The organism is Microbacterium deferens (assembly GCF_045517775.1).
Classification (GTDB): domain Bacteria; phylum Actinomycetota; class Actinomycetes; order Actinomycetales; family Microbacteriaceae; genus Microbacterium.
In genome coordinates, this window is the sequence record NZ_JBEUWT010000001.1 from 781,291 (window position 1) to 808,282 (window position 26,992).

Here is a 26,992-nt window from a genome sequence, read left to right on the forward strand (position 1 = left end):
TAGAACGCATCGCTGGAAGATCACCGCAACGCGCGGCAGTCGGGAGCGACTCGGATGCTGCGCACCCCCGCGCCGCCGTCGATGGGCTCGGGCGCGGAGGCCCCTGTCGCCGCCCCGTGGAGCGGTCAGGCTCCCAGGGTGGCGAGGATGTCTTCGACGTACCCGTCGAGAGGGCGGTTCAGCCAGGAGGTCGCCACCCAGACGCTGCCCCGGAGCGCGTGCGTCTCTCCGCGAACGTACGGGACGTCGTCGAGGCTCACACCGCGCTGTTCGATGCTGCAGATGCGCGCGCCGCCCTGGTCGCCGCAGCCGAACCCGCCTTCGGCGAGCTCCGTCTCGATCGCTGCGGCCTGCGCCGCGTCGACGACGGTGACGTTCGTCGTGATCCCGACGGTGCCGGGAGCGCCCCACGAGCAGCGGAGGGTGGGCAGGGTCTCGAGGTCGCCCAGGAGTGCTGCGTTCTGGGTCGCCAGCATCGTCACGGCCGGATCGTTCAGCGGCAGGCCCTCCTGCTCCAACGACGACATCATCGCCGGCGAGTAGACCTGCGCACAATCGTCGGGCAGGGCGATGCCGGCAGGCGTCTCGGAGGCGGTGGGGGTCGGCGTCGGGTCTGCGGTCGCAGACGATGTCGGCGTCGACGAGGCCGGCGCTCCGGACGGGGTGGTCGCCGATTCGGCGACGCATCCGGAGAGCACGACGGCGACCAGCAGGGTGGTCACACCGATCGTCGAACGGCTGCGGAACATGGCGCCTCCTGGGGTCGTGCTCGACAGTAGTCGACCGGCCCGACCCACCCGCGTCGACGCACCGGCCCGCCCGCCGGTCGCCGAGCTCGCACGAGCATCCGGCTCGATCGTCGGGTCGGCTGCCTAGACTGCTCGGCGATGGATACCCGCGTCGCGCCCCTCGATGGGGCATTCGTCGATGTCGGCGGCCGGCGGGTCGAGGTCTTCGACGCGGGCGCGTCGCCGGGCGGTACACCGGTCGTGGTGCTCCTCACCGGGGCGGGCGACACCGCCCGATCGTGGCTGCCTCTCCAGACGCTCCTCGCGCGCACGGCCCGGGTGATCTCGTACGAGCGCTCGGGGATCGGAGCGAGCGCCCCCGGATCCCCGCGCACGATCGACGGCCTCGTCGCGGAGCTCGACGGCGTGCTCGCCGCGCTCGCGCCGGAACCTCGCGTGCTGCTGGTCGGCCATTCGTTCGGCGCTCTCATCGCACGCGTCTACGCCGCGCGGCACCCCGCGCGGGTCGCCGGGCTCGTGATGCTCGACGCGACGCCCGACCTTCTCGCCTCCGACCCGGTGCGCCGCCGGGGGTACCGCCTCTACGCCGAGAGCATCGCCACGGCGCGGCGGATGCTGCCCCCTCCTCTTTTCGCGCGCCTGGTACGCCGGAACGCCCTGCCGCTCTACCCCGGCCGCGGGCCGTTCCTGGAGGCCCTCACGCCGCGGGCACGCGACGAATGGCACAGCGCGGTGGCCGCCCTCTTCCTCGGCGACGCGGTCGACGAGATGCGCGCGGTGCTCCCCGGAACCGTGGCGGCGGCGTCCGAACTCGCAGACGCGGTGCACGGCGACCTCCCGGTGGCGCTGCTCACCACCGGCACCTACGGCCGAGGGTGGATCACGATGCACGATGCGGTCGCGCGGCGCTATCCGAATGCGACCCACCGCCTCTCGGGCGATCGGTTCCACAACGTCCACATGCGCCATTTCGGGCGGATCGCCGAAACGGTGCGCGCGATGCACGATTGCGCGTCGGGCGGCCTCGACACCCGGTGAGGGCTCAGACTGAGAGCCCACCCCTCGAGGAGACCCGATGACACTGCCCGATGCCCTGCTCGACCTGCTGCGCCAGCCGAGCCCCTGCTTCCTGTCCACGATCATGCCCGACGGGTCGCCCCAGGTGACCGAGACGTGGGTCGACACCGACGGCGAGCACGTCGTGATCAACACGGTCGTTGGTTTCGTGAAGGTGCGCAACGTCGAGCGCGACCCGCGCGTGGCGGTCGCGATCCAGGATCCGTCGAACCCGTTCCGCTACATCCAGGTGCGCGGCAGGGTCGTCGAGATGACGACCGAGGGCGGGGCCGAGAGCATTGAGGCCCTGTCGCAGAAGTACACCGGTCAGCCCTACCCCTGGTACGGCGGACGCGACCAGCAGCGCATCATCCTCACGATCGCCGCCGACAGCATCAGCGGCCAGGGGTAGCGGGGTCAGTCCAGGAACACGGATGCTGCGGCGCGGGCCTCGTACACGACGTCGTCGAGGTCGTCGCCGGCCACCGTGACGTGCCCCACCTTGCGACCGGGCCGCGGGGCCTTGCCGTAGGTGTGGATCTTGGCCGCGGGGTGCGATGACATCGCCGCGTCGAAGCGCTCGTCGAGCCCGCCCTGCGCGGGGCCGCCGAGGATGTTGACCATCACGGTCCAGGGGCGGGTCGCCTCGGTCGCCCCGAACGGCAGATCGAGCACGGCACGCAGATGCTGCTCGAACTGGCTCGTCACGGCGCCGTCCTGGGTCCAGTGGCCGCTGTTGTGCGGGCGCATCGCGAGCTCGTTGACGAGGATGCGGCCGTCGACGGTCTCGAACAGCTCGACCGCCAGCATCCCGGTGACCCCGATCCCCTCGGCGATCGCCATCCCGATGTCCTCCGCCGCGAGCGCCAGACGCTCGCTCGCCCCGGGCGCCGGGGCGACGACCTCCACGCACACGCCGTCGCGTTGCACCGTCTCGACGAGCGGGAACGCCCGCATGCCCCCGGACGGGCGACGCGCGATCTGCTGGGCGAGCTCGCGCGAGAAGTCGACGAGCTCCTCCACGAGCAGGTCGCCGCCGCGCGCATCTTCGGCGAGTGCGGCGAACCAGTCCGCCGCCTCGGTCGCGGCCGAGACGACGCGCACCCCCTTGCCGTCGTATCCGCCGCGGGGGGTCTTCACGACCGCACGCCCGCCGTGGGCGTCGATGAACTCCTGCAGCTGAGCGGCGTCGGACACCGCTGCCCAATCGGGCTGCGGCATACCGAGCTCGGCCATCCGCGCCCGCAGCACCAGCTTGTCCTGGGCGACCGCGAGGGCACTCGGACCGGGGTGCACGGCGACGCCGGCGTCGACCAGGGCAGCGAGAACCTCCTGCGGCACGTGCTCGTGGTCGAACGTGATGACGTCGACGTCGCGGGCGAACGCGAGCACCGTCTCGGCGTCGCGGTAATCGCCGACGGCCGTGGCCGCGAGCGCCGCGGCCATACCGGTCTCCTCGGCGAGCACGCGCACCTCGATGCCGAGTTCGACCGCGGGCGCGATCATCATCCGTGCCAACTGGCCACCGCCGACCACACCCACACGCAGCGTCATGCCACTCCCTCGTTCGAGTCCGTCGTTCCCATCTTGGCGCACTCGCGCCCGGTGGTCAGGAGGGCAGCGGCGGAGGCGTCAGGCTCTGCGAGTCGCGGTGGGCCAGGATCTGGTTGACCTCTACCTGGTCGACCAGCACTTCGTAGACGAGGGCGACGTTCGCGATGCGACGCAGCCGCACGGGTGCGTCGACGCCGTTCGAGAGCACCAGGGTTCCCCCACCGCCGATGCGCTGCAGGATTCCGCGCTTGAGCTGCACGGTATAGCCGCGCACGTGGGACAGCTCGGCGCGGCGGCGGCCGAACGGGCCCGACCGGGCGATCACGCGGCGCGTGGTGATCGTGTAGCGCTGCGCCCACCAGCTGAGGAACGGCAGCACGACGAGAAGGAACACGACCGCACCGGCCGCGCTCAGCAGCATCCAGTCGGCGAACGGCTCGCGCAGGTTGTCGTAGAAGTACCCGACACCGCCCGCGACGGCGATGAGCACGACGGCCGACCAGAACAGCCGGGTCGCACGCGGCCGGAGTCGCGCCACACGCAGCTCGGGCGTCGGTGCGCCGGGCGCCGGCATCAGCGGGCGCCCCCCGAGGGTCGTCGGCTGGGTCACGCTCTCATTGTCACCCTCCCCGCCGACGTCGGGGTGATCCCACGCGGCACGCCGCTCAACGCGGCGGCGGACCGCTCAGCGCACGTGCTGCACGTCGCCGGCCGCGACCGGCGTCTCCACACCGTCGACCACCACGACGAGGCGCCCGTCGGGGTCGATGCGCTGCGCGCGGCCCTCGAGCGCCCTGTCGTCGGGCAGCGACACGACGACGTCGCGTCCGACCGTCGCGCAGAGGCTCTCGACCTCGCCCCGCACGTTCGCCGCGGAGGCATCACCGCCGGCGCCGATGAGCGCCTGCAGCTGCTCGTCGAGCGCGCGGAGGAAGTCGGCCAGCAGCCGGTCGTCGTCGCACTCCGCCCCGATGGCGGCGAACGACGTCGCCGTCGAGACGGGGAGGTCGGCGCGCGTCATATGGGTGTTGACGCCGGCGCCGACGACGACGGCATCCATCGTGCCGGGAAGCGCTTCGGCGAGGATGCCGCAGATCTTCGCGCCGTCGACGAGCACGTCGTTCGGCCACTTGAGCTGGGCGGTGTTGCCGGTGCCCTTCAGCTGCGCGGCCACCGCGCGGGTCATGGCCGCCCCCGCGATGAGCGGGATCCACCCGCGCGACGCGGCGGGGAGCCCCTCGACCCGCACGAGCACCGAGACGGCGAGGGCGGTGCCCGGCGGCGCGGTCCAGGTGCGACCCAGCCGCCCGCGTCCGGCGCGCTGGTCGGTCGTGACGAGCGCGGCCAGGTGCGGCCATCCCTCGGGGTCGGCGGATGCGGCGGCGACCGCATCGGCGTTGGTCGAATCGGTGGTCTCGACCACCTGCAGGCGCGGACTGACGGCGGCGGCGAGCGGGTAGCCCTCGGCGGGGATCGGCATGGCCACACCCTACGCGGACGCGCGCCGCGCAGCATCCGCGGTTGACAGCCGTGCGCCGCCGTCGCCGCCCGAATCGGTGAAATCGGCCGGAGTCGGTGCGCGTCCAGGTAGACACGCACCGAATCGGGCCGATTTCACCGCAGAGACGAAAGAGGGGACGTGTCCTCCCCAGCCGATCTGTGAGGGGATCTCTCCCCATTCACCCCCTCCTGCATCCCCACACCGCGAGCACGCCGCAACGGTGGGCGGATGGGTTCGAGCACGAGATCATTACGGCCACTCGTCGCCGCGCGCGGTTATATCCATCTTGCGGAGGTCCGCGAGGCGGGGTGGCGCCCCGACGCCATTCGTGCGGCCGTCCAGAGGGAAGGGCTGGTGCGAGCGGGCCGCGACTGGGTGCTGATTCCCGGCGCACCCCCGGAACTGCTGGTCGCCGCCCGAACCGGCTGCGCGGTGACGTGCGTCTCCGCGGCATCGCTGCGCACGCTCTGGCGGGCCGACGACGACCCCACGGTCCACCTGGCGGTGCCAAGAGGAGCGCGCAGGTCACCACCCGCCGCACACGGACACTGGGGCGCCGGCATCGTTGCGCGCCCCCGGCGGCTTCTCATCGATGCGGTCGAGAACATGCTCGCCGCCGTCGCGGTCTGTCGTCCTCACGAACAAGCCCTCGCGATCTGGGAATCGGCGGTGCGCGCCCGCCTCATCACTGTCGAGAGCATCGGTGCGATCGACTGGCGCGGCGAGCGGGCTCGGGCGCTCCGCGACGAGACCACCGCTCTGTCGCACTCCGGCCTCGAGACCTACTTCGTCTCACGGATGCGGAGGCGAGGCGTCCTGGTACGACAGCAGGTCAAGATCGACGGCCATCATGTCGACGGCCTCATCGGTGCGAGGCTGGTCGTGCAGATCGATGGCTTCGCCCACCACTCCGATCCGAGACAACGTCGATCCGACATCGCCCACGACCGCCGGCTGCGGTTGCTCGGATACACCGTGCTGCGTTTCGATTACCGCGAGATCGTCGACGACTGGCCCCGGGTGGAGGCCACCATCCTGGCCGCCATGGCGCAGAATCTTCACCTCGCGCGGTGACCCGCCCCACCCGAATCGGTCAGTTCGGCGCTCTTCGGTGACCGTGAACAGCAATACGCACCGAATCGCGCCGAACTCACCGACATGCGCTGGGCGACAGGGGATTCGGCGAGTCGTTGTGCGCACCCTCCAAGGCCGACAGGGAGCCCGCCGCTAGTGTGGAACGCGTGACAGAGCAGCCCGACCACGCGACCACCGCCGGCAAGATCGCCGACCTCCGCACGAGGTACCAGGAGGCGGTCGTCGACGCCGAGGCCGCGGCCCAAGCCAAGCAGCACGCGAAGGGCAAGTTCACCGCCCGCGAGCGCATCGCCCTGCTCGTCGATCCGGGCTCGTTCGTCGAGCTCGACGAGTACGTCCGCCACCGCACGACGGCGTTCGGCATGGACAAGTCGCGCCCGTACGGCGACTCCGTCGTGACCGGCACGGGAACGATCCACGGCCGCACCGTCGCCGTCTACGCGCAGGACTTCTCCACCTTCGGCGGCTCCCTCGGCGAGGCGGCCGGCGACAAGATCATCAAGGTCATGGAACTCGCGCTGCGCAGCGGCATCCCGATCATCGGCATCCTCGACTCCGGCGGCGCCCGCATCCAGGAGGGCGTCGTCGCTCTCGGCAAGTACGGCGAGATCTTCCGCCTGAACACCGCGGCCTCCGGCGTCATCCCCCAGATCTCACTCATCATGGGTCCGGCAGCCGGCGGTGCGGTCTACTCCCCCGCCCTCACCGACTTCGTGATCATGGTCGACAAGACGAGCCAGATGTTCGTCACCGGTCCCGACGTCATCAAGACCGTCACCGGCGAGGACGTCGGCATGGAAGAGCTCGGCGGCGCCTACACGCACAACACCCGTTCGGGCGTCGCGCACTACCTCGCCGAAGACGAAGACGACGCGATCGACTACGCGCGCACCCTGCTCGGGTTCCTTCCCGACAACAACATGGCCGAGATCCCCGTGTTCGACTCCGGTTTCGAGTTCGAGACGACGGATGCTGACCGGTCGCTCAACACCGTCATCCCCGACTCCCCCAACCAGCCCTACGACATCAACACCGTGATCGGTCACCTGATGGACGACGGCGAGTTCCTCGAGGTGCAGCCGCTCTTCGCCCCCAACATCGTCATCGGGTTCGGTCGCGTCGAGGGGCGGACGGTCGGCATCATCGCGAACCAGCCGTCGCAGATGGCCGGCACACTCAACATCGAGGCAGGCGAGAAGGCCAGCCGCTTCGTGCGGTTCTGCGACGCGTTCTCGGTGCCGATCGTCACCCTCGTCGACGTGCCCGGCTACCTGCCCGGCACCGACCAGGAGTGGACCGGCGTCATCCGCCGCGGCGCGAAGCTGCTCTACGCGTACGCCGAGGCGACCGTGCCCCTGGTGACCGTCATCCTCCGCAAGGCGTATGGCGGCGCGTACATCGTCATGGGCTCGAAGCAGCTGGGCGCCGACATCAACCTCGCGTGGCCGACCGCCGAGATCGCCGTCATGGGCGGGCAGGGTGCTGTCAACATCCTCTACCGCGGCGAGATCAAGCGCGCCGAGGAGGCCGGCGAAGACGTCGCCGCCGTGCGGGCGCGTCTCGCGAGCGAATACACCTACAACGTGGCCTCGCCGTTCCTCGCCGCCGAGCGCGGCGAGCTCGACGGCATCATCGAACCCGCCCAGACGCGCGTGTCGATCGCGAAGGCTCTGCGTGCCCTCCGCAACAAGCGTGCGACCCAGCCTGCCAAGAAGCACGGGAACATCCCCCTGTGAGTGAGAGCACGGCGGCCGGCGATTCGACGCCGCCCGACATCCGGGTGCGGCGCGGAAACCCGACCGACGAAGAGCTCGCCGCCCTGATCGCGGTCGTCGGCGGCGCCTACCTCGAGGAGTCTGCGGAACCCGTTGTCGCACCCCCCGCCCGTTCGCGGTGGGAACTGTCGGCACGTGGCCTGCGTCGTCCCCTCGACCGCGAACGCCGTTGGGGCGGCTTCAGCGGCTGAACCGGCGACAGGCTAAGCATTTGTCCCCCGAAATACCTACAGACGCGGGCGTTCGGGTCGCAGATACTGAATGAGCTGGAACGCATTACGCGTTCGGCCGACCTGCTCATTAGAGCCAGGATCGGTCCCGCGGACGGTTTTCGGGTAACCGTTCGCACGGCGAGGGGCGGGCGGCTTCGCCGCCCCTCGCCTTCTCTTTCTTCTCTTCCACCGTCCTGGACCCCTCCCCTACCAGGACGGTGGAGGAGAAGACTCCTCGCGTGTCAGGGTCTGCGGATCTCGCGCCAGAGATCGACGCTGTCCTCGTCGGACAGGCTCTCCCCGTCGCCCGACCGCCCGACGACGGTGATGGCGATCTGCGCGTGCGGCGAAGTGCGGATGATCAGACGGGTGGATGCGGCGTCACGCAGCGTCTCGGCGAGCTCGGCGCGGACGATCGCCAGCGCGGCGTCGTCGAGGTCTTCGAGACCGCCCTCGTCGAACATGGTCACCGCGGAGCCCCGACGACGCACGGCCTCCAGCTCGGCCCGCACGGCGTCGTCGAGAAGACGGCGGCCCCGCAGTTCGTCGCGCAGGCGGCCCTCCGCCAGACGGGCGTCGACCCGCTCGTCCGGCCGAAGGTTGCCCCCGGTCTCGATCGTGCGGCCCAGCACGGGGCCGGCGGCCTGGAGGGCACGCTGCACCTGCACCCGGCGCTCGCGCTGGCGCCCCACCTGTGAGGCCTGCCACGCGGACGCCGCCTGTTGCAGGCTCGCCAGCTGCTCGGTGTCGCGGGCGGCCCGATCGAGGGCGTACATGAGCAGCTGAGCGGCGGCGACCCACACGATCGAGCCCGGCAGGCCGAGGCTCAGCGCGGCGAGCGGGCCGAGCCACAGGATGGCCGACACCGACATGAGCCCCACGCCGATCCACGCGGTCACCGGACGACGGCGCACCATGACGACCGTCATCAGCGCACCGATGCCCCCGATGAACGAGGTCGCGAACGGGAGACTGCGCGATTCGACCGGCACGGCCGAGAGGATCGCGTTGGGGACGACGATCGCCGCGACCAGGGAGAGCAGGGCGAGCCACAGCGGCAGGGTGGCGCGCGGGACGGCGCCGGTCGACGCCGCGCCCGGCCGGTACCCCCAGAAGATCACGGTCCAGGTGACGACGAGATAGAACGTCAGCGCGAGGTAGGTCAACCAGGGTGTGTCGACGGCTCCGGTGAACAGCAGCCCGCGAGCGGCCAGGTAGGCCGTGAAAGCCACTCCGATGACGGAGACGATTCCGCGGACGGTCACCAGCGATCACCGCTCTCCCAGTGGAGGGTGACCGTCGTGCCGTTCGTCCCCGATTCGATCTCGGTGCGACCGCCGACCGCGGTCACACGCGCCTGGATCGACCCGCGGATGCCCAGGCGGTCGTCGGGGATGCGGTCGATGTCGAACCCGCCGCCCGCGTCGCGCACCCGCACGGTGACGCCACCGGGCTCCGCACGCCCGCGCAACTCCACACCGAGCCCCGCGGCGTCGGCGTGCTGCACGGCGTTGGCGACGGCCTGCATCGCAGCGAGCACCAGCGCGCGCGCGACGCGCCCCGGCACACGCGGCGTCTCATCGTCGAGTCGCCGCACGACGGCGGTCTCGACGCCCATCTCGCGCGCGGCCGCCTCGATCTCGTCGGCCAGGTGCGCAGCATCCACCGGCTCGTCACTGCCCTCCCACGCGTTCTTCTCCGCGTTGGCGAGGCGGGTGAGGGCCTCCCGGGCCATGCTGACGGCGAGCGTGCGCTCGCGCGGCGTGCCGGCGCGTTCAGCGGCGAGGAGCGCCCCGAGCACGCTGTCGTGCATGAGGGCTGCGACAGCGACGCGCTCGCGCTCGGTGGCCGCCGCGGCCGCCGCCGCCGCGTAGCTCGCGACGGCGCGCGCCCGGGTCTCGTCGACGTTCGCCGCGACCGAGCGATACGTCCACCCCAGCACCACCAGAACACTGCCGAGGATGATCGCGAACGACACGTCGAGCCCCACGGGCACGAAGAAGGCGTCATCGAAGCCGCCCTGGATGAGGCGGGTGAGTCCGAAAAGCAGCGGCGCCGCGATGGTCACGGCGATCTGCAGGGAGAGCGGGGACGCGACGACGGTGGCGGCGGTGGCCACCGTCAGCAGATAGAAGGTCCAGGGCTCCTCGGTCGGCGACGGCTGCGACCCCACCGTCGCGATCGGCCAGAGCGCCAGCACCGCGATATAGACGACGACGAAGACCCCCGCGAAGACCCGCGCGAATCGGCCCACCAGACACGCCACGATCATCGCGGCAAGGGGAAGGAAGACGGCCGCGACCAGCGGCGTGTGCCAGCCCTCGCGCTCGTCGCCCGGACCCAGGGCCGCGACGAACGCCTGCAGCGCGAAGACGAAACTGCCCGAGCCGATCAGCAGCTCGCTGACGCGCTCGATGCGGGTGCGGGTGAAGGATCCGTATCCTTCCGCGGTCTCACGAGTGTGGGGGACGCGCCCCCACGCCTCGTCGAGCACCGACCTGCCCGCTTCAGCCATGGCGCTCTCCGTCGGACGGCCCGATGATGCCGTCCTCCATGGCCCGCAATCGCAGGTCGATCTTCGTCGGGGCGGGCCTGCCGACCTCGACGTACTTGACCCTGACCCGGGTGATGTTCTCCTTGGCCGTCGAATACGCCACACCCAGCCGATCGGCGACGACCTTGAGCGGAAGCCCGGCCGCGTAGAGCCGCAACACCTCGCGCTCGCGCACGGACAGCTGCGCGTCGGCGAACTCGCGGTCGCCCTCGACGGCGCTCGCCCACTCGACGTTGTTGAGCAGCTCGCCACGGGCGACCGTGAGGATGGCACCGATCACTTCGTGGATCGGCGACGCCTTGCTCACGATTCCGGCGGCGCCCGACGACAACGCCTCGCGCACGGCGGCGGGGCGGTCGGCGACGCTGTGGATCAGCACACTCGATCCGTCGCCGACGAGACGCTGCACGTTCTCGGCGACCGTCGTGCCGTCGCCGAGCGTGAGGTCGAGCACGACGACATCGGCGGGCGATTCATCGGCCGCCAGACGCCACTGCAAGTACTCGGTCACGTTGCTTCCCGAGAAGACGACCGCGGTCGATTCCTCGCCGGCGCAGGCGGCCTCGAGTCCGAGTCGCACCGACTCGTGATCGTCAATCAGCGCGACTCGCGTCATGTCGACATCGTATCCGTGTCGCGTTCCAGCACAGCGAGCGCCTCGACGTGGTGCGAGTTCGGGAACAGATCGACGGCACGCACACCGCGACGCGCCGAGTAGCCGAGGTCGGCGAACGTGCGGAGGTCGCGGGCGAGGGCCACCGGGTCGCACGCGACGTAGGCGACGACCGCGGGCGACAGCGCGGCGATTCCTCGCACGACCTCGCGACCGGCGCCGGCGCGCGGCGGGTCGAGGAGCACCACGCCCTGCGCGAGCCGGTCACGCTCGCGGGGGGATGCTTCGGCCGAGAGCTTCGAGACGAAACGGTCGACGCGCGCGGTCTCGGCCCGGGCTCCGACCCACTCTGCGAGGTTCTCACCGGCGTGCTCGGTGGCGCGTGCGTCGGACTCGACCGATGTCACGCGCGTCGCCGGGCCGCCCAGGTCGCCGAGCGTCGCGGCGAAGAGTCCGACCCCGCCGTAGAGGTCGAGGTGCCAGGCGTCGGGATGGATCCGGCCGAGCTCTTCGGTCACCATGCGGGTGAGGGTGTGCGCGGCCAGGCGGTGCACCTGCCAGAACCCCCGGTCGTCGACACGGAACTCGCGGTCTCCGACGCGCTCGACGACGACCTCCGGCATGCCCGGCGCTCGGCGCTCGGAGTCGGGTCGGGCGAGCACGCGGACGCGTCCGTCCGCGGGTTGCACCAGGTCGATGCGCCCGGGGGCTCCGGAGCGCAGGCCCAGGGCGGCACGTTCGACGGCCGCGGTCGCGAGAGGGAGGTCATCGACCTCGACGACGGTGTTGCTGCGCGGAGCGTAGGGGCCGACACGGCCCTCGTCGTCGACGTGGAGGCTGACGCGGGTGCGCCACCCGGTGCCGTCGGCGGTCTCGGCCGGGAGTGTGCCGGCCGAGGGCCCCTCCATCGTCACGGGGAAGTCGGTGAACCGCCCGATGCGCTGCAGAGCGTCGGCGAAGACGTCGAGCTTCAGCTGCCTCTGACGGGCGAGGGCGACGTGACCGAAGTCGGCGCCACCGGCGCGGCGCTCCGGGGCGACGGAGATGTCGGCCGCGCCCCAGATGTGCGGGCGACGGTCGGGCGACGCATCCAGGATCTCGAGGGCCTCGGCCCGCCAGAACGACGACTTCGACGTATCGGTGAGCCGCGCACGCACCCGCTCGCCGGGGATGGCGTCGGGGACGAACACGACCCGGCCTTCGTGTCTGGCCACGAACACGCCGCCGTGAGCGACCCCCGTGACGTCGAGGTCGACGAGATCTCCTGATTGCATCCCCCGAGCTTTTCACGTCGCGACCGCCGCGGCGACCGCGACGCGATGCAGAATCGGCCCGGTACCGTCGAGGCATGCGCGTCTGCCTCGCCTCCACCTCCCCGGCCCGACTGATGCTCCTGCGTCAGTCGGGGATCGAACCCGAGACCATGGCTCCGGAGGTCGATGAGGAGGTGGCCGTCGCCCAGGTAGAGGCGGCCGAGGGACGACGCCTGCCCGCATCCGAGCACGTTCTGCTGCTCGCACGCCGCAAGGCCGCCGATGTGGCCGAGAGAATCGACCCCGCGTTCGACGGCATCGTGATCGGCGGCGATTCGATGTTCGCGCTCGGCGACGAGATCCTCGGGAAGCCCTACACCGCCGATAACGCGATCGCCCGGTGGAATCGGATGCGGGGAGCCACCGGTGTGCTGCACTCGGGCCACAGCGTCCTCCGCGTCGTGCCCGGCGAAGAGCCGCGGGAGGCCTTCGCGGTGGCCGAAGCATCCGTGACCTTCTCCGCCGACATCACCGACGACGAGGTGGCCGCCTACGTCGCGACCGGCGAACCGCTGCACGTCGCCGGGGCCTTCACCGTCGACAGCCTGGGCGGTGCGTTCATCGATCGGATCGACGGCGACCCCTCCACCGTGGTCGGGATGTCGCTGTCGACACTGCGCGTGCTGGTGCGCCGACTCGACGTGGAATGGACTTCTCTCTGGAATCGGTGAGAGACACCCGACACGTTTCACGCATTTTCTTGTGGAGTGGCGCTAAAGGCGTACCCCCGACCGTCGATAGGCTGACTCTTATGCCGAAGATCGCCAAGGTGCTCATCGCGAACCGCGGCGAGATCGCCGTTCGTGTCATCCGCGCGGCGCGCGACTCGGGCAAAGCGTCCGTCGCCGTCTACGCCGACCAAGACCGCGACGCCCTCCACGCGCGTCTCGCCGACGAGGCCTATGCCCTCGAGGGCGCGACCAGCGCCGAGACCTACCTCTCGATCGAGAAGATCCTCTCGATCGCCCGACGCTCCGGTGCCGACGCCGTCCACCCCGGCTACGGCTTCCTCGCCGAGAACGCCGACTTCGCCCGAGCCGTCATCGGCGCGGGCCTCGTGTGGATCGGCCCCTCACCCGACGCCATTGAAGCCCTCGGCGACAAGGTCACCGCGCGCCACGTCGCCGAGAAGGTCGGCGCGCCCCTGGCTCCGGGCACGCCCGGTCCCGTGGCCGATGCCTCCGAGGTCGTCGCCTTCGCCGACGTGCACGGGCTCCCGATCGCCATCAAGGCGGCGTACGGCGGAGGCGGGCGCGGCCTGAAGGTGGCGCGCACCGCCGAAGAGATCCCCGAGATGTTCGACTCGGCCACCCGCGAGGCGATCAGCGCCTTCGGGCGCGGCGAGTGCTTCGTCGAGAAGTACCTCGACAAGCCGCGCCACGTCGAGACGCAGTGCCTGGCGGATTCCACGGGCAACGTCGTCGTCGTCTCCACGCGCGACTGCTCGCTGCAGCGCCGTCACCAGAAGCTCGTCGAGGAGGCGCCCGCGCCCTTCCTCACCCCCGAACAGAACGACATCCTCTACACCGCGTCGAAGGCGATCCTCCGGGAGGTCGGATACGTCGGGGCGGGAACGTGCGAGTTCCTCATCGGCGCCGACGGCACGATCTCGTTCCTCGAGGTCAACACGCGCCTGCAGGTCGAGCACCCGGTCTCCGAGGAGATCACGGGCATCGACCTCGTGCGCGAGCAGTTCCGTCTCGCCGAGGGCGGGGAGCTCGACTACGACGACCCTGTGCCGACCGGCCACTCGATCGAGTTCCGCATCAACGGCGAAGACCCGGGCCGAGGCTTCCTTCCCCAGCCGGGTCCCATCCACGTCTTCAAGACCTTCGGCGGCCCCGGCATCCGCCTCGACTCCGGCGTCACCGCCGGTGACAGCGTCAGCGGAGCATTCGACTCGCTCCTCGGCAAGATCATCGTCACCGGCCGCGACCGCGACGAGGCCCTCGAGCGGGCACGTCGCGCGCTCGACGAGTTCGAGGTCGCGGGTCTGCCGACGGTACTCCCCTTCCACCGCAAGGTCGTGCGCGAACCCGCGTTCACGGCCGAGGGCGGCCGCTTCGGCGTCTACACCCGCTGGATCGAGACCGAGTTCGTCAACGACATCCCGGCGTGGGACGGCGAGCTCGACGCTCCCGCCGTCGCCGCTGCGCGGCACACGGTCGTCGTCGAGGTCGGCGGCAAGCGCCTCGAGGTGAGCCTTCCCGACCGCGTGGCCGCGGCTCCGGCCGGCCGCCCGGTGGCGACTCCTCCCTCGCGGCGCGCGCACGCAGCATCCGGTGTCTCGGGCGCGACCGGCGACACGGTCAAATCGCCCATGCAAGCCACGATCGTGAAGATCGCCGTCGAGGAGGGGCAGCAGGTCGTCAAGGGCGACCTCGTCGTCGTGCTCGAGGCGATGAAGATGGAGCAGCCGATCCAGGCCCACAAGGACGGCGTCATCGGCTCGATCGACGCCACCCCCGGCGCCACCGTCTCGGCAGGCCACGCGCTGCTCACGATCGCGTAGCCCGGCCTCCCCGCGCTACCCGCTTCCCCCTCGTCGCCGAGCCCGAACTCAGGATGGATGCTGCGCGGCCCCGCCGGCACCTGCGTCTTTCCGCTCGCGCGGTGCGATCAGCCTGAGTTCGTGCCGTGCCGGCCTGCGTACCGAGGCGGTCTGGCCGCCGAGCCGGGTGCGGCTGCGCAGGCGGGCGTTCGGAGCCGGGGTACGCGCCGGGCCGCCCCAACCCCCGGGCTGTCCCACGCGCCGGGCCGCCCCACCCGCCGGGCCGCCCGACCCGCCGGGCTGGAGTGCGCGCCGGGCTGGAGTGCGCGCCGGGCTGGGTGCGGCCGCGGATGGGCGTGCGGAGCCGGCCGAGGCCAGCCCGCCGGCGGCCGGGAGAAGACCTCTCCCCGCACGAACTCAGGATGAACGCGGCGACACAACCGCCCACGCGGCGTGTCGCGCACAGGGCAGACCTCTCATCCTGAGTTAGTGCGACGGGAGGGCGGACCCGGGAGGGGCCGCCCACGCGGCGTGTCGCGCGTAAGGCAGCCCTCTCATCCTGAGTTACTGCGACGGGCGGCGCGAAGGGCGGAACGCCCACGCGCCGCACGGCGCGGAACGCAGCGACGGCGGATGCGGCGCGCGGCCGCCTCGCGTCAGGAGTCGAGGTCGTTGCGGTCGACGACGTGCATCGCCCGGGTCGCGTCGGTGATGCTCGCCGACAGCGACGGGTAGACGGCGAAGACGCGAGAGACCTGGTCGATCGTGAGACGCCGTTCGACGGCGATCGCGATCGGGTAGATGAGCTCCGACGCGCGGGGGCCGACGATGACGCCGCCGATGACGGTGCCGCTCCCCTGCCGGGCGATGATCTTGACGAAGCCGTCTTTGATGCCCTGCATCTTCGCGCGCGGGTTCGCCGAGAGGGGGAGCTTGCGCACGACCCCGTCGATGCGCCCATCGGCGATGTCCTGCTCCGACCAGCCGACGGTGGCGATCTCGGGGGCGGTGAAGATGTTCGCCGAGATGCGGCGGCGCTCGAGTGGGATGACCACGTCGCCGAGCGCGTGGAAGATCGCGGTGCGGCCCTGCATGGAGGCGACCGAGGCCAGCGGCACGAACGTGGTGCAGTCGCCGGCGGCGTAGATGTTCGGCACGGAGGTGCGCGCGACGCGGTTCACCCGGATGTTGCCCGACGAGGTCAGCTGCACGCCTGCCTCCTCGAGTCCGATGCCGGCGGTGTTGGGAATCGAGCCGACCGCCATGAGGCAGTGGCTGCCCTCGACCGTGCGTCCGTCGGCGAGGGTCACGACGACGCCGTCGCCGGTGTTGACCACGCTCTCGGCGCGAGCCTTCGACAGCAGGGTCATGCCGCCGCGCTCGAAGACCTTCTCGAGCACGGCCGCGGCGTCGGAGTCCTCGCCGGGGAGCACCTGATCGCGGCTGGAGACGAGCGTGACCTTCGACCCGAGGTTCATGTAGGCCGAGGCGAACTCTGCGCCGGTGACGCCGGAGCCCACGACGATCAGGTGCTTCGGCAGCGAACGCATGCCGTAGAGCTGGGTCCAGGTGAGGATGCGGTCGCCATCCGGCTTTGCGGAGGGCAGCTCGCGCGGCGACGAACCGACCGAGACGAGCAGCGTGTCGGCCTCGACGCGATCGAAGTCGGTGCCGCCCTGCTCGGTGGCGATCACGACGGCGGAATCGCCCTCCAGGCGCCCGTGGCCGGAGATGATGCGCACGCCCGCCTCCACGAGCGAGGCGCGCATGTCGTCGGACTGCTGGCGGGCGAGGGAGAGCAGCCGGGTGTTCACGGCCGCGAGGTTGATGGCGACCTCGGGCTGCAGCGGCTTGCCGTCGCCGCCCTTCGCGAACAGTTGCACCCCCAGCGCGCTCGCGCCCTTGATCGCGACCGCGGCATCGGCCGTGGCGATGAGGGTCTTCGACGGGACGACGTCGGTCATGACGGCGGCGCCGCCGACGCTCGCGCGCTCGACGAGGGTCACCTCGGCTCCGAGCTGGGCGGCGGCGAGCGCCGCTTCGTAACCGCCGGGGCCACCGCCGATGATGGCGACGCGCTGGGTTCGCTCGAAGCTGAGGGAGGACATGTACTCCATTCTGTCGCGCGTCGCGTGTGGCGACGAAACGCGGCGATTCCTAGAGTGGGCTCATGTCCTCATCTGCCGAGAACCCTCTCGATGACCCCACGGCCGATCCGTTCGCGATCGCCGCCACCGCCGCCGCCGATATCGCACGCCTCACGGGCGTCGAGCGCCACGACATCGCCGTCACTCTCGGGAGCGGGTGGGGACGCGCCGCCGAGCTCATCGGCGAGACCGTCGCGTCGTTCCCCGCGACGGAGGTCACCGGGTTCAGCGCTCCGGCACTCGCCGGGCACGTCGGCACGCTCCGGAGCGTCCGCACCCCCGCGGGCACGCACGTGCTCGTGATCGGGGCCCGCACGCACTTCTACGAGAACCACGGTGTTCGCCGGGTCGTCCACAGCGTGCGCACGGCCGCAGCATCCGGCGCGTCCACCATGATCCTCACCAACGGCGCCGGCGGCATCCGCGAGACGTGGACGCCCGGGCAGCCGGTGCTGATCAGCGACCACATCAACCTCACCGCCGCCTCGCCCCTCGAGGGCGCGACCTTCGTCGATCTCACCGACCTCTACTCCTCCAGGCTGCGCGACCTCGCCCGCACGATCGACCCGACTCTCGACGAGGGCGTCTACTGCCAGTTCCGCGGCCCCCACTACGAGACGCCCGCCGAGGTGCAGATGGCCAAGACCATCGGCGGCCATATCGTCGGCATGTCGACGGCCCTGGAGGCGATCGCCGCCCGCCAGGCGGGCATGGAGGTCCTCGGCTTCTCGCTCATCACGAACCTCGCCGCCGGCATCCAGACCACGCCGTTGAGCCACGAAGAGGTGCTCGAGGCCGGCCGTGAGGCCGAGCCCGTCATCTCCGCCCTGCTCGCCCGCGTCATCGAGGCGCTGTGAGCGCCGACGCGGCGTCGCGCACCGACGACCTGCTGGAGGCGGCCCGCGCCTGGTTGGCGCAGGATCCCGACGGACAGACCCGCGACGAGCTGCGCACGCTGATCAGCGGCACCGAGGAGGCGGATGCTGCGGCCGCCGCCGAGCTCGCGAACCGCTTCTCGCAGCGACTCGCGTTCGGCACCGCCGGACTCCGCGGCGCGCTCGGTGCCGGACCCAACCGCATGAACCGCGTGCTGGTGGCGCAAGCCGCCGCGGGCCTGGCCGCGTTCCTGCGCGAGCGCGCAGGCGACGGCGATGCGCCGTCGGTCGTCATCGGCTACGACGGCCGCCGAAACTCCGACGTGTTCGCCCGTGACTCGGCCGAGATCTTCGCTGGTGCCGGACTCCACGCGATCCTCCTACCGCGGATGCTCCCCACTCCCGTGCTCGCCTTCGCCGTCCGCCACCTCGGCGCGTCGGCGGGCGTCATGGTCACCGCCAGCCACAACCCGCCCGACGACAACGGCTACAAGGTCTACCTCGGCGGCGACGACGACGGCGCGCAGATCGTCTCGCCCAGCGACTCGTCGATCGCCGCGCACATCCAGCGCATCGCCGACACGACCGAGCTCGGCGATCTCCCCCGCTCCGTGGGGTACTCCAACGCCGACGAGTCGCTCGTGGAGGCCTACGTCACCGCGACCGCGGCCGTCTCCCCCGCCCCCGCCGGGGCGCACGGACTGCGCTGGGTGTACACCGCGATGCACGGCGTCGGATGGGAGACCCTCTCGCGCATCGTCGCATCGGCCGGCTACCCGGCGCCGATCCCTGTCGAGGCGCAGCTGCACCCCGACGGCGCGTTCCCCACGGTGGCGTTCCCCAACCCCGAAGAGCCCGGTGCCCTCGACCTCGCGTACGAGACTGCACGCGAGAACTCCGCCGACCTGATCATCGCCAACGACCCCGACGCCGATCGCCTGGCGGTGGCGATCCCGGATGCTTCGGCGGAGGGCGGCTGGCGGATGCTCAGCGGCAACGACGTCGGGCTGCTGCTCGGCTGGCGGGCGGCCCGCGCTGCCGTCGACGAGAACGGCGTGCCCCGCGACCCGTCGGCGACGCTGGCCTGCTCGCTCGTCTCGTCGCCCGGTCTCGGACGCATCGCGGAGCACTACGGCCTGGGCTTCCGCGAGACACTGACGGGCTTCAAGTGGATCTCCCGCGCCCCCGGTCTCGTCTACGGGTACGAGGAGGCCCTCGGGTACCTCGTCAACCCCGGCACGGTGCGCGACAAGGACGGTATCTCCGCCGCGATCGCGATGCTCGGTCTCATCGGCCAGGCGCGGAAAGAGGGTCAGACCATCGCCGACGTGCTCGCGGAGTTCCGCGAGACCTTCGGCGCATTCGCGAGCGACCAGATCTCCATCCGCGTCGACGACGTGGCCGAGATCGCCGCCATGATGGCGAGGTTGCGCGACGACCTGCCGCGAACGGTCGGCGGGATCGCAGCATCCCAGGTCGACGACCTGCGCGACGGGCTCGGCGACCTGCCGCCGGGCGACGTGTTGCGTTTCGCGCTCGAAGACGGCTCGCGCCTCATCGTGCGCCCGAGCGGCACCGAGCCGAAGCTGAAGCTCTACCTCGACGTGCGCGCCACGACGGAGAAGAAGGCGCGCAAGCGCCTCGCGGAGCTCGCCGCGGGCGCCCGCGAGATGCTCGACGCCGTGCGCTGACCCTGCGCCCCGCGCCAGCGTTCCTCTCCGGTTCGGGGCACATATCTCTGGGTTCGGGGCGCAGGTTTCCGGTCGGGGCGGGGAATCCCGCGCCCCGACGCGAGTTCTGCGCCCCGACCCGGCTTTCCTCCCCAGGCGGCCGGGCACGACGAGTATCCACCGGGGTGCCGGACTCGACCTCGAGGCCGGCGCATCTGGCCGAAGCTCGGGAGCATGGTCTCGCCGTTCGACGTCTCCCTGCTCCGCAGGGGCGACCTCGCAGATGAGGGCATCGGCTCACACGCGCTCGACCGCATGGTGGCCTCGTCCGAGCTGAGGCGGGTGCGCCCCGGCGTCTACGTGAGAGACGAAGACGTGCGGATGCTGACGCCCGAAGGTCGCATCGTCGTGCGCGCGCGTGCGCTCTGCGCCGTCAGCCGCGTGGCGCCGGTGTTCTCGCATCTCACGGCGGCAGCGATCCTCGGGCTGCCCGTCTACGGGTGGCATGCGGTCACGCTCGATGCGATCCTCTCCCCCGAACGCCCCGGCGCGGCCGCGGGGGTCGTGCGGCACCGCGGTCAGCTCGCCGCGGGCGACGTCGTCGGCGTCGGCGACCTGACGTGCACGAGCCTGGTGCGCACCGTGGCCGACGTCGCCCGCACCGCCGGCTTCACGCCCGCCGTCTGCGCGGTCGACGCGGCCCTGCGGCAGGTCGCCCATCCGAAGCAGGGCAACTACCTGACCGATCGCGCAGAGGCGTTCCGCGAGACCGCGCGCGAGGTCGTCGGGCGCTCCGCCCACGGCCGGACGCGGGCGCAACGCGCCCTCGCGTTCGCCGACGGTCGGGCCCAGCTGCCCGGCGAGAGCGTCAGCCGCATCCTGCTCGCCGAGCTGGGGTTCGCGCGCCCCTCCCTGCAGGTGCGGGTCGAGGGGCCGCGGGGCGAGGACTACTTCGTCGACATCGGGCTCGACGACGTGAACTCCTTCGGCGAGTTCGACGGCGAGAGCAAATACACCGACGAGGCCCTGCGCAGCGGGCGAACCGTCGAGCAGGTGCTCCTGGCCGAGAAGCAGCGGGAGGACTGGATCCGCGGACGCACCCAGCGCCGGTTCGCACGGTGGGGGTGGGCGCACATCAGCTCGGCGCGTGACCTCGGCGCGCGCCTGGCCTCGTTCGGCATCGACCCGCCGCGATAGGCCGCACACCGCGCGCTGACCCGTTCGGGGCGCGATCTTCTCCTCGGGGCGCGGAATTCCACGCCCCAGCCGAAGAATCGCGCCCCAAACCCGAAGAGCGACGCCCCGAACACGGGCCACCCGACCGGGCGTCAGCCGTCGATGACGGCGACCAGCTCGTCGAGGAAGGCCGTGAAGTCGGTGCCGCGCCGCACGATCCGCTGCACGCTGTCGCGTTCGCTGAACACCTCGACGAACTGCTCGAACACGGTCTGGAACGCCTCGCGGTCGGTTTCGCTGAACGCCACGAGAGCGACCACCTGCACGCGGCCCTCGCCCCACGGGATCGAGGAATCGGCGATGCCGATCGCGATCCGCGTGCGCGAGGCGGTCATGTCCATCGCGTGGGGCACGGCGAGCGCGTCGGTGAAGGCAGTCGACGAGAGCGCCTCGCGATCGATCGCCCGCTCGACGTAGTCGCCGTCGATGACCGACTGCGCCACGAGCAGCGATCCGAGCTCGCGGATCACCCCCGGCTCCCCCTCGGCCGCGTCGATGCCGCGAATGAACGCGGTCGGGTCGAAGTACCGCTCGAGTTCGGTGCGCAGCCGCGCGAGGCGCCGCCCGCGGCGGATACGACCGGCCGCCGCCTGCACCCGTTCCACGTCGCTGTCGGTGAGGAACGGCTGGATGCGCACGATGCGGTCGCTCGGACGGGCCGGATCGATCGTCGAGAGAACGAGATCGGTGTCGATCGACTCCCAGTCGGGATCGACGCGGGTCTCGACGCCGACGACCTCGATGGCCTGGCCGAGCGAGCGGTCGACGCTCGAGCGCAGCAGCTCGTGCAGCTCGTAGTACCCGGGGCACACGATCGTCGCCGTCAGCAGCTGGTCGGCGCGCCTGCTGCGCTCGAGGCGCCCGCCGACGTGCATCGCGATGTAGGCGATCTCGTCGTCCTGGATGGGGATGCCGAGGCTCTGCTGCAGACCGCTGGCGATGTAGACGGCGACGTCGAAGATCATCGGGTACGTCGACTTCAGCGAGCGCGTCAGGGGATTGCGCGACCACGCCTGCTCCCTCGCACGGTGCAGGAGGTTCTGCACGTGGAGGGCGAGGCGGAGGATGAAGTCCTCGTGCGCGATGTCGACGAGGAAGTCGGCGGCCGCCTGCTCGACGACGGCGCGGACGGATGCTTCGACCTCGGGATCGAGCCGCGCTCGCGCGTCATCGGCCGAGGGCGCACCGGGGGCGACGACCCGCGTGAGCACGAGAGTGGCGAGGTGCTCGCGGTCGCCCGTGCCCAGCTGCACGCCGAGGTGCCGGAGAGTGAGACGGTCGAGGAGGCCCGCCACCTCGGAATGGGCGGCGGAGCTGTCGGTCGACGCGCGTTCGAGCGCACGGTCGCGGGTGATCCGGTCGGCGGCGATCGCGATGTGCATCACGACATCGCCGATTCCGAACTCGTTGACGAAGTAGCCCATCGCCCCCAGCTCCCCGACGAGCTCGGACTTGAACGGTCCGAACGCGCGGGCACCGACCGACCCCTCACCGAGGGTGCGGCGGAGCGCGGCGAGGTCGAACAGCCCCGCATCCATCTCGTCGTGGGCGAGCTTGCTCAACAGCCGCCGCTGCGCCATCTCGGTGCCGCGCAACCGCGCGGTCGACGCGGAGCGCTCGAGGGTCAGCTCGGTGCCGCCGAGAAGCCCGCGCACCCGAGCCAGGTCGGCGTCGAGGGTGGCGGTGCTGACGTGCAGGGCGTCGGCGGTCTCGAACACGTCGATGCCGTCGGGTGAATCCAGGAGCGCACGCACGAGGGTGTGGAGCCGGTCGCGGGGGGTGCCCGCCTCGGGTGCGCTGCCGGCGCGCTGGGCCGCCGCCGCATCCGCCCCTGCCCGGTAGCCCGACGGACCCGACTCGATCGCCGTTCCGTGCGGAACCCGGGCGTTGACGGCGTTGACGTACGACCGGACGCTCCGGGGCGTCACGCCCAGGGAGTCGGCGAGCGTCGCCGCCGTCTCCCACTCGCCGTTCCGGGTCAGCAGGGCGAGCAGGCGATCCTGTCTCGCTCGTGTCACGTCTTCCTCCACGTCCGCCGTCGTGTCGCGGAAGCCTCCCCAGTCAATCACGCGCCGACCCCTCGGGCGGCGGCGCACCAGCGTTCATTCCGGGGGGTGGGAAACGAACCTGGTTGTCGTCTCCCAGCGTTCTCACAAGAATGGGCGAGAAGGAGGCGGATCGATGAGGATCCTCGTGGTCTGTGGTGCGGGTGCGTCAAGCACCTTCGTCGCACAACGCGTGCGGCACGCCGCTCATGACCGCGGCCTTCCCTACACCGCGTTCGCCGGTACCGACAGATCGCTCCCGATCGATCTGGACGCCGCCGACATCGTGCTGGTCGGACCCCACATGGCCGACTCGCTCGAGAGGATCGAGAGGGATGCCGCGGCCCGTGGCGTCGTGGTCGTCCTCCTCCCGGACGACGTCTTCACCGACCTGTCCGGCGTGCGGACCCTCGACCTGGTCGAGCAGGCCGTGCAGAGCTCCCCGGCACGCGCCACCGACCCCCTCGACGCCTGAGAAAGGACCCCCCATGCCCCAGATCACCCGGACGGTGAGGATCGGCTCGTCCCACGGACTGCACGCCCGCCCCGCGAAGCTGTTCGCGAAGGCGGCGAAGGACTCCGGCATCCCCGTCACGATCGCCAAGGACGCGGGTGCCCCGGTGAACGCCGCCAGCATCCTCGGGGTGATCGCCCTCGGGCTCGATCAGGGCGACTACGTCACGCTCACCGCCGACGGCCCCCACGCCGAGGCGACGGTCGACGCCCTCGCCGAACTCCTGACCACCGACCACGACGCAGCATGACGGGAACCGAGACCATGACGGAACTTCGCGGAGTCGGAATCGGCCTGGGCGTCGCCCAGGGACCGGTCGCACGCATGGCGGAGCCCCTCCCGGCTCCGAAGGACGCCCCCAGCGAGCTGAGCGTCGAGGAGGAGTCGGCGCGCGTCCGCGAGGCGGTCGCCGCCGTCGCGCGCGAGCTCGAGGAGCGCGGTAACACCGCGGGCGGCGCCGCCCGCGACGTGCTCGAGGCCCAGGCGATGATGGCCGAGGACCCGACACTCGAAGCCGAGGTCGACACCCGCCTGCAGGCCGGCAAGACCGGCGAGTGGGCCGTCTACGACGCCTTCGCGTCGTTCCGCGAGCAGCTCACCGCCCTCGGCGGCTATCTCGGCGAGCGCGCCGCCGACCTCGACGACGTCGCGCAGCGCGTCATCGCCCGCCTCCGGGGTGTCGCCGCCCCCGGCATCCCCGACCCCGGGCACCCGTTCGTCCTCGTCGCGAAAGACCTCGCCCCGGCAGACACCGCGCTGCTCGACCTCGACAAGGTGCTCGCGCTCATCACGACCGAGGGCGGCCCCACCTCGCACACGGCCATCCTCGCCCGCGAGAAGTCGATCGTCGCGGTCGTCGGCGCCGCAGAAGCCGCGAGCCTCACCGAGGGCGAGACGGTGATCGTCGACGCCGCGGCGAACCTCGTCGTGACCTCGCCGTCCGACGACGAGCTCGCCCGAGCCCTGACCCGCGCCGCCGACCGTGCGGCCGCAGCATCCGCCCCCATCACCCCGGGCGCTCTGGCCGACGGCACCCCGGTGCCGCTGCTGGCGAACCTGGGCAAGCCCGGCGGGGCCTCCGAGGCGGTCGAGCTGGGCGCCGAGGGCGTCGGCCTGTTCCGCACCGAGTTCCTCTTCCTCAGTTCGAGCTCGGCCCCCACCGTCGAGGAGCAGCGCACGGCCTACACCGAGCTGCTCGCGGCATTCCCCGGCAAGAAGGTCGTCGTGCGCGTGCTCGACGCCGGTGCCGACAAGCCCCTGCCGTTCCTCAACGACGCGCACGAAGAGAACCCGGCGCTCGGCCTCCGGGGCCTGCGCGCCCTCCGCGCCAGCGAAGACATCCTCCGCGAGCAGCTCACCGCGCTCGCGGAGGCGGATGCGGCGACGCGACGCTCTCCCGAAGGACCTGCCGATCTGTGGGTCATGGCGCCCATGGTCTCGACCGTCGAGGAGACCGAGTACTTCGTCTCGCTGGCGAAGGACTACGGACTGAAGACCGCGGGCGTCATGGTGGAGGTGCCCTCGTCGGCGCTCCTGGCCGACCGCATCTTCCGCCACGCCGACTTCGCCTCCATCGGCACCAACGACCTCACGCAGTACACGCTCGCCGCCGACCGCCTGCTCGGCTCGGTGGCATCGTTCCAGGATCCGTGGCACCCCGCCGTGCTCCGCCTGGTGCGCGAGGTGGGAGCGGCGGGAGCGGCGTCGGGCAAGCCCGTCGGCATCTGCGGCGAAGCGGCGGCCGACCCGCTGCTGGCCGTGGTGCTCGTCGGTCTCGGCGCGACCACGCTCTCGATGGCGCCGACGGCCCTGGCCGACGTGCGCGCCACCCTTCTCACCCACACTCTCGACGATGCCCGCCGCATCGCCGAGGCAGCACTGGCCGCCGACGGCGCGGCCACCGCACGCGAGGCCGCGACAGCGGCGTCCGCACGACAGAAAGAAGCAGTCAAATGACGACGACGTCGAAAGACGTGACGAGCAGCACCGGCGGCGCACGCGTCGCGGTGCAGCGCTTCGGCACGTTCCTCTCGGGCATGATCATGCCCCTCATCCCCGCGCTCATCGCCTGGGGCATCTTCACGGCCTTCTTCATCGAGAAGGGCTGGACGCCCAACGACCAGCTCGCCACGATCGTCGGCCCCTTCATCCACTACCTGCTGCCGGTGCTCATCGCCTACCTCGGCGGCCACCTGGTCTACGCCGTGCGCGGCGGTGTCGTGGGTGCGATCGCCACGTTCGGTGTCATCGCCGGCTCCGACTACCTCATCGGGCAGGTCAACCTGACGCTTCCCGCCGACAACCAGCTCGGCGAGATCAACATGTTCATCGGCGCGATGATCATGGCCCCGCTCGCCGCGTGGACGATGAAGCAGCTCGACAAGCTCTGGGACGGCAAGATCAAGGCCGGCTTCGAGATGCTCGTCAACATGTTCTCGGCCGGCATCTGGGGCTTCGTGATGGCGATCGTCGGGTTCTACCCGCTGGCGTTCCTCATCAACGGCCTCATGAACGTGCTCAGCACCGCGGTGAACTTCCTGGTCGACACGGGCCTGCTGCCGCTGACGAGCATCCTGATCGAGCCGGCGAAGGTGCTCTTCCTCAACAACGCCATCAACCACGGCGTGCTGACTCCGCTCGGCATCCAGCAGGCGGCCGACAGCGACACCGGCGGGTCGATCCTGTTCCTGCTCGAGGCCAACCCCGGCCCCGGCGTCGGCCTGCTGCTCGCCTTCACGTTCTTCGGGCTCGGCGCGGCGCGCGCGTCCGCTCCGGGTGCGGCGATCATCCAGTTCTTCGGCGGCATCCACGAGGTGTACTTCCCGTACGCGCTCATGAAGCCGACCCTCATCCTCGCCCTCATCGGCGGCGGCATGACGGGCGTTACGACCAACCTGCTGCTGGGCGGCCAGCTCCGCGCCCCCGCGGCTCCGGGCAGCATCCTCGCGGTGCTGGCTCAGGTGGCCGACAACCGGTACTTCGCGGTGATCCTCTCCGTGGTGCTGTCGGCCGCGGTGACCTTCCTCATCTCGGCGATCATCCTGCGTGCCTCGCGCAAGCGGGACCTGCTCGCCGAGGGCGACGCCTTCGCCGCCGCCATCTCGAAGACGTCGGCGAACAAGGGCAAGTCGTCCGCCGCCCTCGACGCGCTCCGCGCGTCGGACGGCCGCGACCGCGAAGCGGTGCGCGAGGCCGAGGAAGCCGTCGACCGCCTCGAGACGCAGGAGGAGACCGGTGGAGCTCTCAGCGGCGGCATCGTCGCCACGAAGCAGATCCAGAACGTGGTCTTCGCGTGCGACGCCGGAATGGGCTCGTCGGCGATGGGCGCCAGCGTGCTGCGCAACAAGTTCAAGAAGGCCGGCCTCGCCGACGTCACGGTGACCAACAAGGCCATCGCGAACCTCGACCCGTCGGCCGATCTGGTGATCACGCAGGCCCAGCTCACCGACCGCGCGCGCAAGCAGACGCCCGGTTCGATCCACGTGTCGGTCGACAACTTCATGAACTCGCCGAAGTACGACGAGGTCGTGGAACTCGTGCGCGACCAGCACGACGACAAGTAAGACAGATCACACCTACGAGGCCGGGCGCG

Annotated in this window: 24 protein-coding genes; 14 read left to right on the forward strand and 10 right to left on the reverse strand. The window is 71.2% G+C overall.

Annotated elements, in window-relative coordinates:
• Positions 1 to 125: 125 nt before the first annotated feature.
• The gene (locus ABTU82_RS03825) at positions 126 to 749 is read right to left on the reverse strand and encodes a RodZ family helix-turn-helix domain-containing protein (protein ID WP_407171848.1); all 624 of its coding nucleotides are present in this window, start codon (positions 747 to 749) and stop codon (positions 126 to 128) included.
• Positions 750 to 887: 138 nt separating this feature from the next.
• Between ABTU82_RS03825 and ABTU82_RS03830 the strand changes: the two genes are divergently transcribed.
• Positions 888 to 1,787, forward strand: a complete 900-nt coding sequence (locus ABTU82_RS03830; RefSeq protein ID WP_407171851.1) for an alpha/beta fold hydrolase — start codon at positions 888 to 890, stop codon at positions 1,785 to 1,787.
• Positions 1,788 to 1,824: 37 nt separating this feature from the next.
• Positions 1,825 to 2,217: a PPOX class F420-dependent oxidoreductase gene (locus ABTU82_RS03835; RefSeq protein WP_116646027.1), complete on the forward strand. Its 393-nt coding sequence runs from the start codon at positions 1,825 to 1,827 to the stop codon at positions 2,215 to 2,217.
• 5 nt (positions 2,218 to 2,222) lie between these two features.
• On the opposite strand, the gene ABTU82_RS03840 is transcribed toward ABTU82_RS03835, so the two are convergent.
• The 3 genes from ABTU82_RS03840 to ABTU82_RS03850 all read right to left on the reverse strand — a co-directional run bounded on the left by ABTU82_RS03840 (position 2,223) and on the right by ABTU82_RS03850 (position 4,839).
• Positions 2,223 to 3,359, reverse strand: a complete 1,137-nt coding sequence (locus ABTU82_RS03840; protein WP_407171853.1) for a 5-(carboxyamino)imidazole ribonucleotide synthase — start codon at positions 3,357 to 3,359, stop codon at positions 2,223 to 2,225.
• Between the two features lie 55 nt (positions 3,360 to 3,414).
• Positions 3,415 to 3,969 carry a PH domain-containing protein gene (locus tag ABTU82_RS03845; RefSeq protein ID WP_116646025.1) on the reverse strand — a complete coding sequence of 185 codons (555 nt, stop codon included), beginning with the start codon at positions 3,967 to 3,969 and terminating at the stop codon, positions 3,415 to 3,417.
• 75 nt (positions 3,970 to 4,044) lie between these two features.
• Positions 4,045 to 4,839 carry a biotin--[acetyl-CoA-carboxylase] ligase gene (locus tag ABTU82_RS03850; protein ID WP_116646024.1) on the reverse strand — a complete coding sequence of 265 codons (795 nt, stop codon included), beginning with the start codon at positions 4,837 to 4,839 and terminating at the stop codon, positions 4,045 to 4,047.
• Between the two features lie 249 nt (positions 4,840 to 5,088).
• Here ABTU82_RS03850 and ABTU82_RS03855 point away from each other — a divergent pair, with 249 nt between their 5' ends.
• The 3 genes from ABTU82_RS03855 to ABTU82_RS03865 all read left to right on the forward strand — a co-directional run bounded on the left by ABTU82_RS03855 (position 5,089) and on the right by ABTU82_RS03865 (position 7,921).
• Complete coding sequence (locus tag ABTU82_RS03855; RefSeq protein ID WP_407171856.1) at positions 5,089 to 5,934, forward strand: endonuclease domain-containing protein; 846 nt, start codon at positions 5,089 to 5,091, stop codon at positions 5,932 to 5,934.
• 167 nt (positions 5,935 to 6,101) lie between these two features.
• Positions 6,102 to 7,691: an acyl-CoA carboxylase subunit beta gene (locus tag ABTU82_RS03860; RefSeq protein WP_407171858.1), complete on the forward strand. Its 1,590-nt coding sequence runs from the start codon at positions 6,102 to 6,104 to the stop codon at positions 7,689 to 7,691.
• On the forward strand, positions 7,688 to 7,921 hold the full coding sequence (locus ABTU82_RS03865) for an acyl-CoA carboxylase subunit epsilon (RefSeq protein WP_407171860.1): 234 nt from the start codon (positions 7,688 to 7,690) through the stop codon (positions 7,919 to 7,921). Before ABTU82_RS03860 ends, ABTU82_RS03865 begins: the two co-directional genes overlap by 4 nt.
• A gap of 263 nt (positions 7,922 to 8,184) precedes the next feature.
• Here ABTU82_RS03865 and ABTU82_RS03870 read toward each other — a convergent pair whose 3' ends face one another.
• Genes ABTU82_RS03870 through ABTU82_RS03885 form a run of 4 tightly spaced genes read right to left on the reverse strand, consistent with a single transcriptional unit; the run spans position 8,185 to position 12,383 of the window.
• On the reverse strand, positions 8,185 to 9,207 hold the full coding sequence (locus tag ABTU82_RS03870) for a hypothetical protein (RefSeq protein ID WP_240606747.1): 1,023 nt from the start codon (positions 9,205 to 9,207) through the stop codon (positions 8,185 to 8,187).
• Positions 9,204 to 10,457: a sensor histidine kinase gene (locus ABTU82_RS03875; RefSeq protein WP_407171862.1), complete on the reverse strand. Its 1,254-nt coding sequence runs from the start codon at positions 10,455 to 10,457 to the stop codon at positions 9,204 to 9,206. Before ABTU82_RS03875 ends, ABTU82_RS03870 begins: the two co-directional genes overlap by 4 nt.
• Positions 10,450 to 11,112 carry a response regulator transcription factor gene (locus ABTU82_RS03880; protein ID WP_116646018.1) on the reverse strand — a complete coding sequence of 221 codons (663 nt, stop codon included), beginning with the start codon at positions 11,110 to 11,112 and terminating at the stop codon, positions 10,450 to 10,452. The genes ABTU82_RS03875 and ABTU82_RS03880 overlap by 8 nt, the downstream gene beginning before the upstream one ends.
• Entirely contained in the window at positions 11,109 to 12,383 is a 1,275-nt protein-coding gene (locus ABTU82_RS03885; RefSeq protein ID WP_407171865.1) for a class I SAM-dependent RNA methyltransferase, read from the reverse strand. The genes ABTU82_RS03880 and ABTU82_RS03885 overlap by 4 nt, the downstream gene beginning before the upstream one ends.
• Before the next feature lie 74 nt (positions 12,384 to 12,457).
• Here ABTU82_RS03885 and ABTU82_RS03890 point away from each other — a divergent pair, with 74 nt between their 5' ends.
• Both ABTU82_RS03890 and ABTU82_RS03895 read left to right on the forward strand, forming a co-directional pair.
• Complete coding sequence (locus ABTU82_RS03890; protein ID WP_407171867.1) at positions 12,458 to 13,093, forward strand: Maf family protein; 636 nt, start codon at positions 12,458 to 12,460, stop codon at positions 13,091 to 13,093.
• Positions 13,094 to 13,173: 80 nt separating this feature from the next.
• Positions 13,174 to 14,934, forward strand: a complete 1,761-nt coding sequence (locus ABTU82_RS03895; protein ID WP_407171869.1) for an acetyl/propionyl/methylcrotonyl-CoA carboxylase subunit alpha — start codon at positions 13,174 to 13,176, stop codon at positions 14,932 to 14,934.
• Positions 14,935 to 15,569: 635 nt separating this feature from the next.
• Here the strand turns inward: ABTU82_RS03895 and ABTU82_RS03900 are convergent.
• Positions 15,570 to 17,030 carry an NAD(P)H-quinone dehydrogenase gene (locus ABTU82_RS03900; RefSeq protein ID WP_116646014.1) on the reverse strand — a complete coding sequence of 487 codons (1,461 nt, stop codon included), beginning with the start codon at positions 17,028 to 17,030 and terminating at the stop codon, positions 15,570 to 15,572.
• A gap of 53 nt (positions 17,031 to 17,083) precedes the next feature.
• Here ABTU82_RS03900 and ABTU82_RS03905 point away from each other — a divergent pair, with 53 nt between their 5' ends.
• From ABTU82_RS03905 to ABTU82_RS03915, 3 genes are all read left to right on the forward strand, one after another.
• A complete protein-coding gene (locus ABTU82_RS03905; protein WP_407171872.1) occupies positions 17,084 to 17,917 on the forward strand; it encodes a purine-nucleoside phosphorylase in 834 nt (277 codons plus the stop codon).
• Positions 17,914 to 19,626, forward strand: coding sequence for a phospho-sugar mutase (locus tag ABTU82_RS03910; protein WP_407171874.1), 1,713 nt, complete (start codon positions 17,914 to 17,916; stop codon positions 19,624 to 19,626). The genes ABTU82_RS03905 and ABTU82_RS03910 overlap by 4 nt, the downstream gene beginning before the upstream one ends.
• Positions 19,627 to 19,839: 213 nt before the next feature.
• Positions 19,840 to 20,802 carry a type IV toxin-antitoxin system AbiEi family antitoxin domain-containing protein gene (locus ABTU82_RS03915; protein WP_407171876.1) on the forward strand — a complete coding sequence of 321 codons (963 nt, stop codon included), beginning with the start codon at positions 19,840 to 19,842 and terminating at the stop codon, positions 20,800 to 20,802.
• 131 nt (positions 20,803 to 20,933) lie between these two features.
• Here ABTU82_RS03915 and ABTU82_RS03920 read toward each other — a convergent pair whose 3' ends face one another.
• Complete coding sequence (locus tag ABTU82_RS03920; protein WP_407173287.1) at positions 20,934 to 22,859, reverse strand: BglG family transcription antiterminator; 1,926 nt, start codon at positions 22,857 to 22,859, stop codon at positions 20,934 to 20,936.
• 163 nt (positions 22,860 to 23,022) lie between these two features.
• On the opposite strand from ABTU82_RS03920, the gene ABTU82_RS03925 reads away from it, so the two are divergent.
• The 4 genes from ABTU82_RS03925 to ABTU82_RS03940 are packed head-to-tail and all read left to right on the forward strand — an operon-like array spanning position 23,023 to position 26,963.
• Positions 23,023 to 23,361, forward strand: coding sequence for a PTS sugar transporter subunit IIB (locus ABTU82_RS03925; protein ID WP_116646010.1), 339 nt, complete (start codon positions 23,023 to 23,025; stop codon positions 23,359 to 23,361).
• Between the two features lie 13 nt (positions 23,362 to 23,374).
• Entirely contained in the window at positions 23,375 to 23,650 is a 276-nt protein-coding gene (locus ABTU82_RS03930; protein ID WP_116646009.1) for an HPr family phosphocarrier protein, read from the forward strand.
• 14 nt (positions 23,651 to 23,664) lie between these two features.
• On the forward strand, positions 23,665 to 25,356 hold the full coding sequence (ptsP, locus tag ABTU82_RS03935; RefSeq protein WP_407171878.1) for a phosphoenolpyruvate--protein phosphotransferase: 1,692 nt from the start codon (positions 23,665 to 23,667) through the stop codon (positions 25,354 to 25,356).
• Positions 25,353 to 26,963, forward strand: coding sequence for a PTS mannitol transporter subunit IIBC (locus ABTU82_RS03940; RefSeq protein ID WP_116646008.1), 1,611 nt, complete (start codon positions 25,353 to 25,355; stop codon positions 26,961 to 26,963). The genes ptsP and ABTU82_RS03940 overlap by 4 nt, the downstream gene beginning before the upstream one ends.
• Positions 26,964 to 26,992 lie beyond the last annotated feature (29 nt).

Bases quoted from the DNA above. Each gene is read 5' to 3' on its own strand.
- ABTU82_RS03825 (WP_407171848.1), bottom strand. From the start codon at position 749: ATGTTCCGCAGCCGTTCGACGATCGGTGTGACCACCCTGCTGGTCGCC.
- ABTU82_RS03830 (WP_407171851.1), top strand. From the start codon at position 888: ATGGATACCCGCGTCGCGCCCCTCGATGGGGCATTCGTCGATGTCGGC.
- ABTU82_RS03835 (WP_116646027.1), top strand. From the start codon at position 1,825: ATGACACTGCCCGATGCCCTGCTCGACCTGCTGCGCCAGCCGAGCCCC.
- ABTU82_RS03840 (WP_407171853.1), bottom strand. From the start codon at position 3,359: ATGACGCTGCGTGTGGGTGTGGTCGGCGGTGGCCAGTTGGCACGGATG.
- ABTU82_RS03850 (WP_116646024.1), bottom strand. From the start codon at position 4,839: ATGCCGATCCCCGCCGAGGGCTACCCGCTCGCCGCCGCCGTCAGTCCG.
- ABTU82_RS03855 (WP_407171856.1), top strand. From the start codon at position 5,089: ATGGGTTCGAGCACGAGATCATTACGGCCACTCGTCGCCGCGCGCGGT.
- ABTU82_RS03875 (WP_407171862.1), bottom strand. From the start codon at position 10,457: ATGGCTGAAGCGGGCAGGTCGGTGCTCGACGAGGCGTGGGGGCGCGTC.
- ABTU82_RS03880 (WP_116646018.1), bottom strand. From the start codon at position 11,112: ATGACGCGAGTCGCGCTGATTGACGATCACGAGTCGGTGCGACTCGGA.
- ABTU82_RS03885 (WP_407171865.1), bottom strand. From the start codon at position 12,383: ATGCAATCAGGAGATCTCGTCGACCTCGACGTCACGGGGGTCGCTCAC.
- ABTU82_RS03890 (WP_407171867.1), top strand. From the start codon at position 12,458: ATGCGCGTCTGCCTCGCCTCCACCTCCCCGGCCCGACTGATGCTCCTG.
- ABTU82_RS03895 (WP_407171869.1), top strand. From the start codon at position 13,174: ATGCCGAAGATCGCCAAGGTGCTCATCGCGAACCGCGGCGAGATCGCC.
- ABTU82_RS03900 (WP_116646014.1), bottom strand. From the start codon at position 17,030: ATGGAGTACATGTCCTCCCTCAGCTTCGAGCGAACCCAGCGCGTCGCC.
- ABTU82_RS03905 (WP_407171872.1), top strand. From the start codon at position 17,084: ATGTCCTCATCTGCCGAGAACCCTCTCGATGACCCCACGGCCGATCCG.
- ABTU82_RS03915 (WP_407171876.1), top strand. From the start codon at position 19,840: ATGGTCTCGCCGTTCGACGTCTCCCTGCTCCGCAGGGGCGACCTCGCA.
- ABTU82_RS03925 (WP_116646010.1), top strand. From the start codon at position 23,023: ATGAGGATCCTCGTGGTCTGTGGTGCGGGTGCGTCAAGCACCTTCGTC.
- ABTU82_RS03930 (WP_116646009.1), top strand. From the start codon at position 23,375: ATGCCCCAGATCACCCGGACGGTGAGGATCGGCTCGTCCCACGGACTG.
- ptsP (WP_407171878.1), top strand. From the start codon at position 23,665: ATGACGGAACTTCGCGGAGTCGGAATCGGCCTGGGCGTCGCCCAGGGA.
- ABTU82_RS03940 (WP_116646008.1), top strand. From the start codon at position 25,353: ATGACGACGACGTCGAAAGACGTGACGAGCAGCACCGGCGGCGCACGC.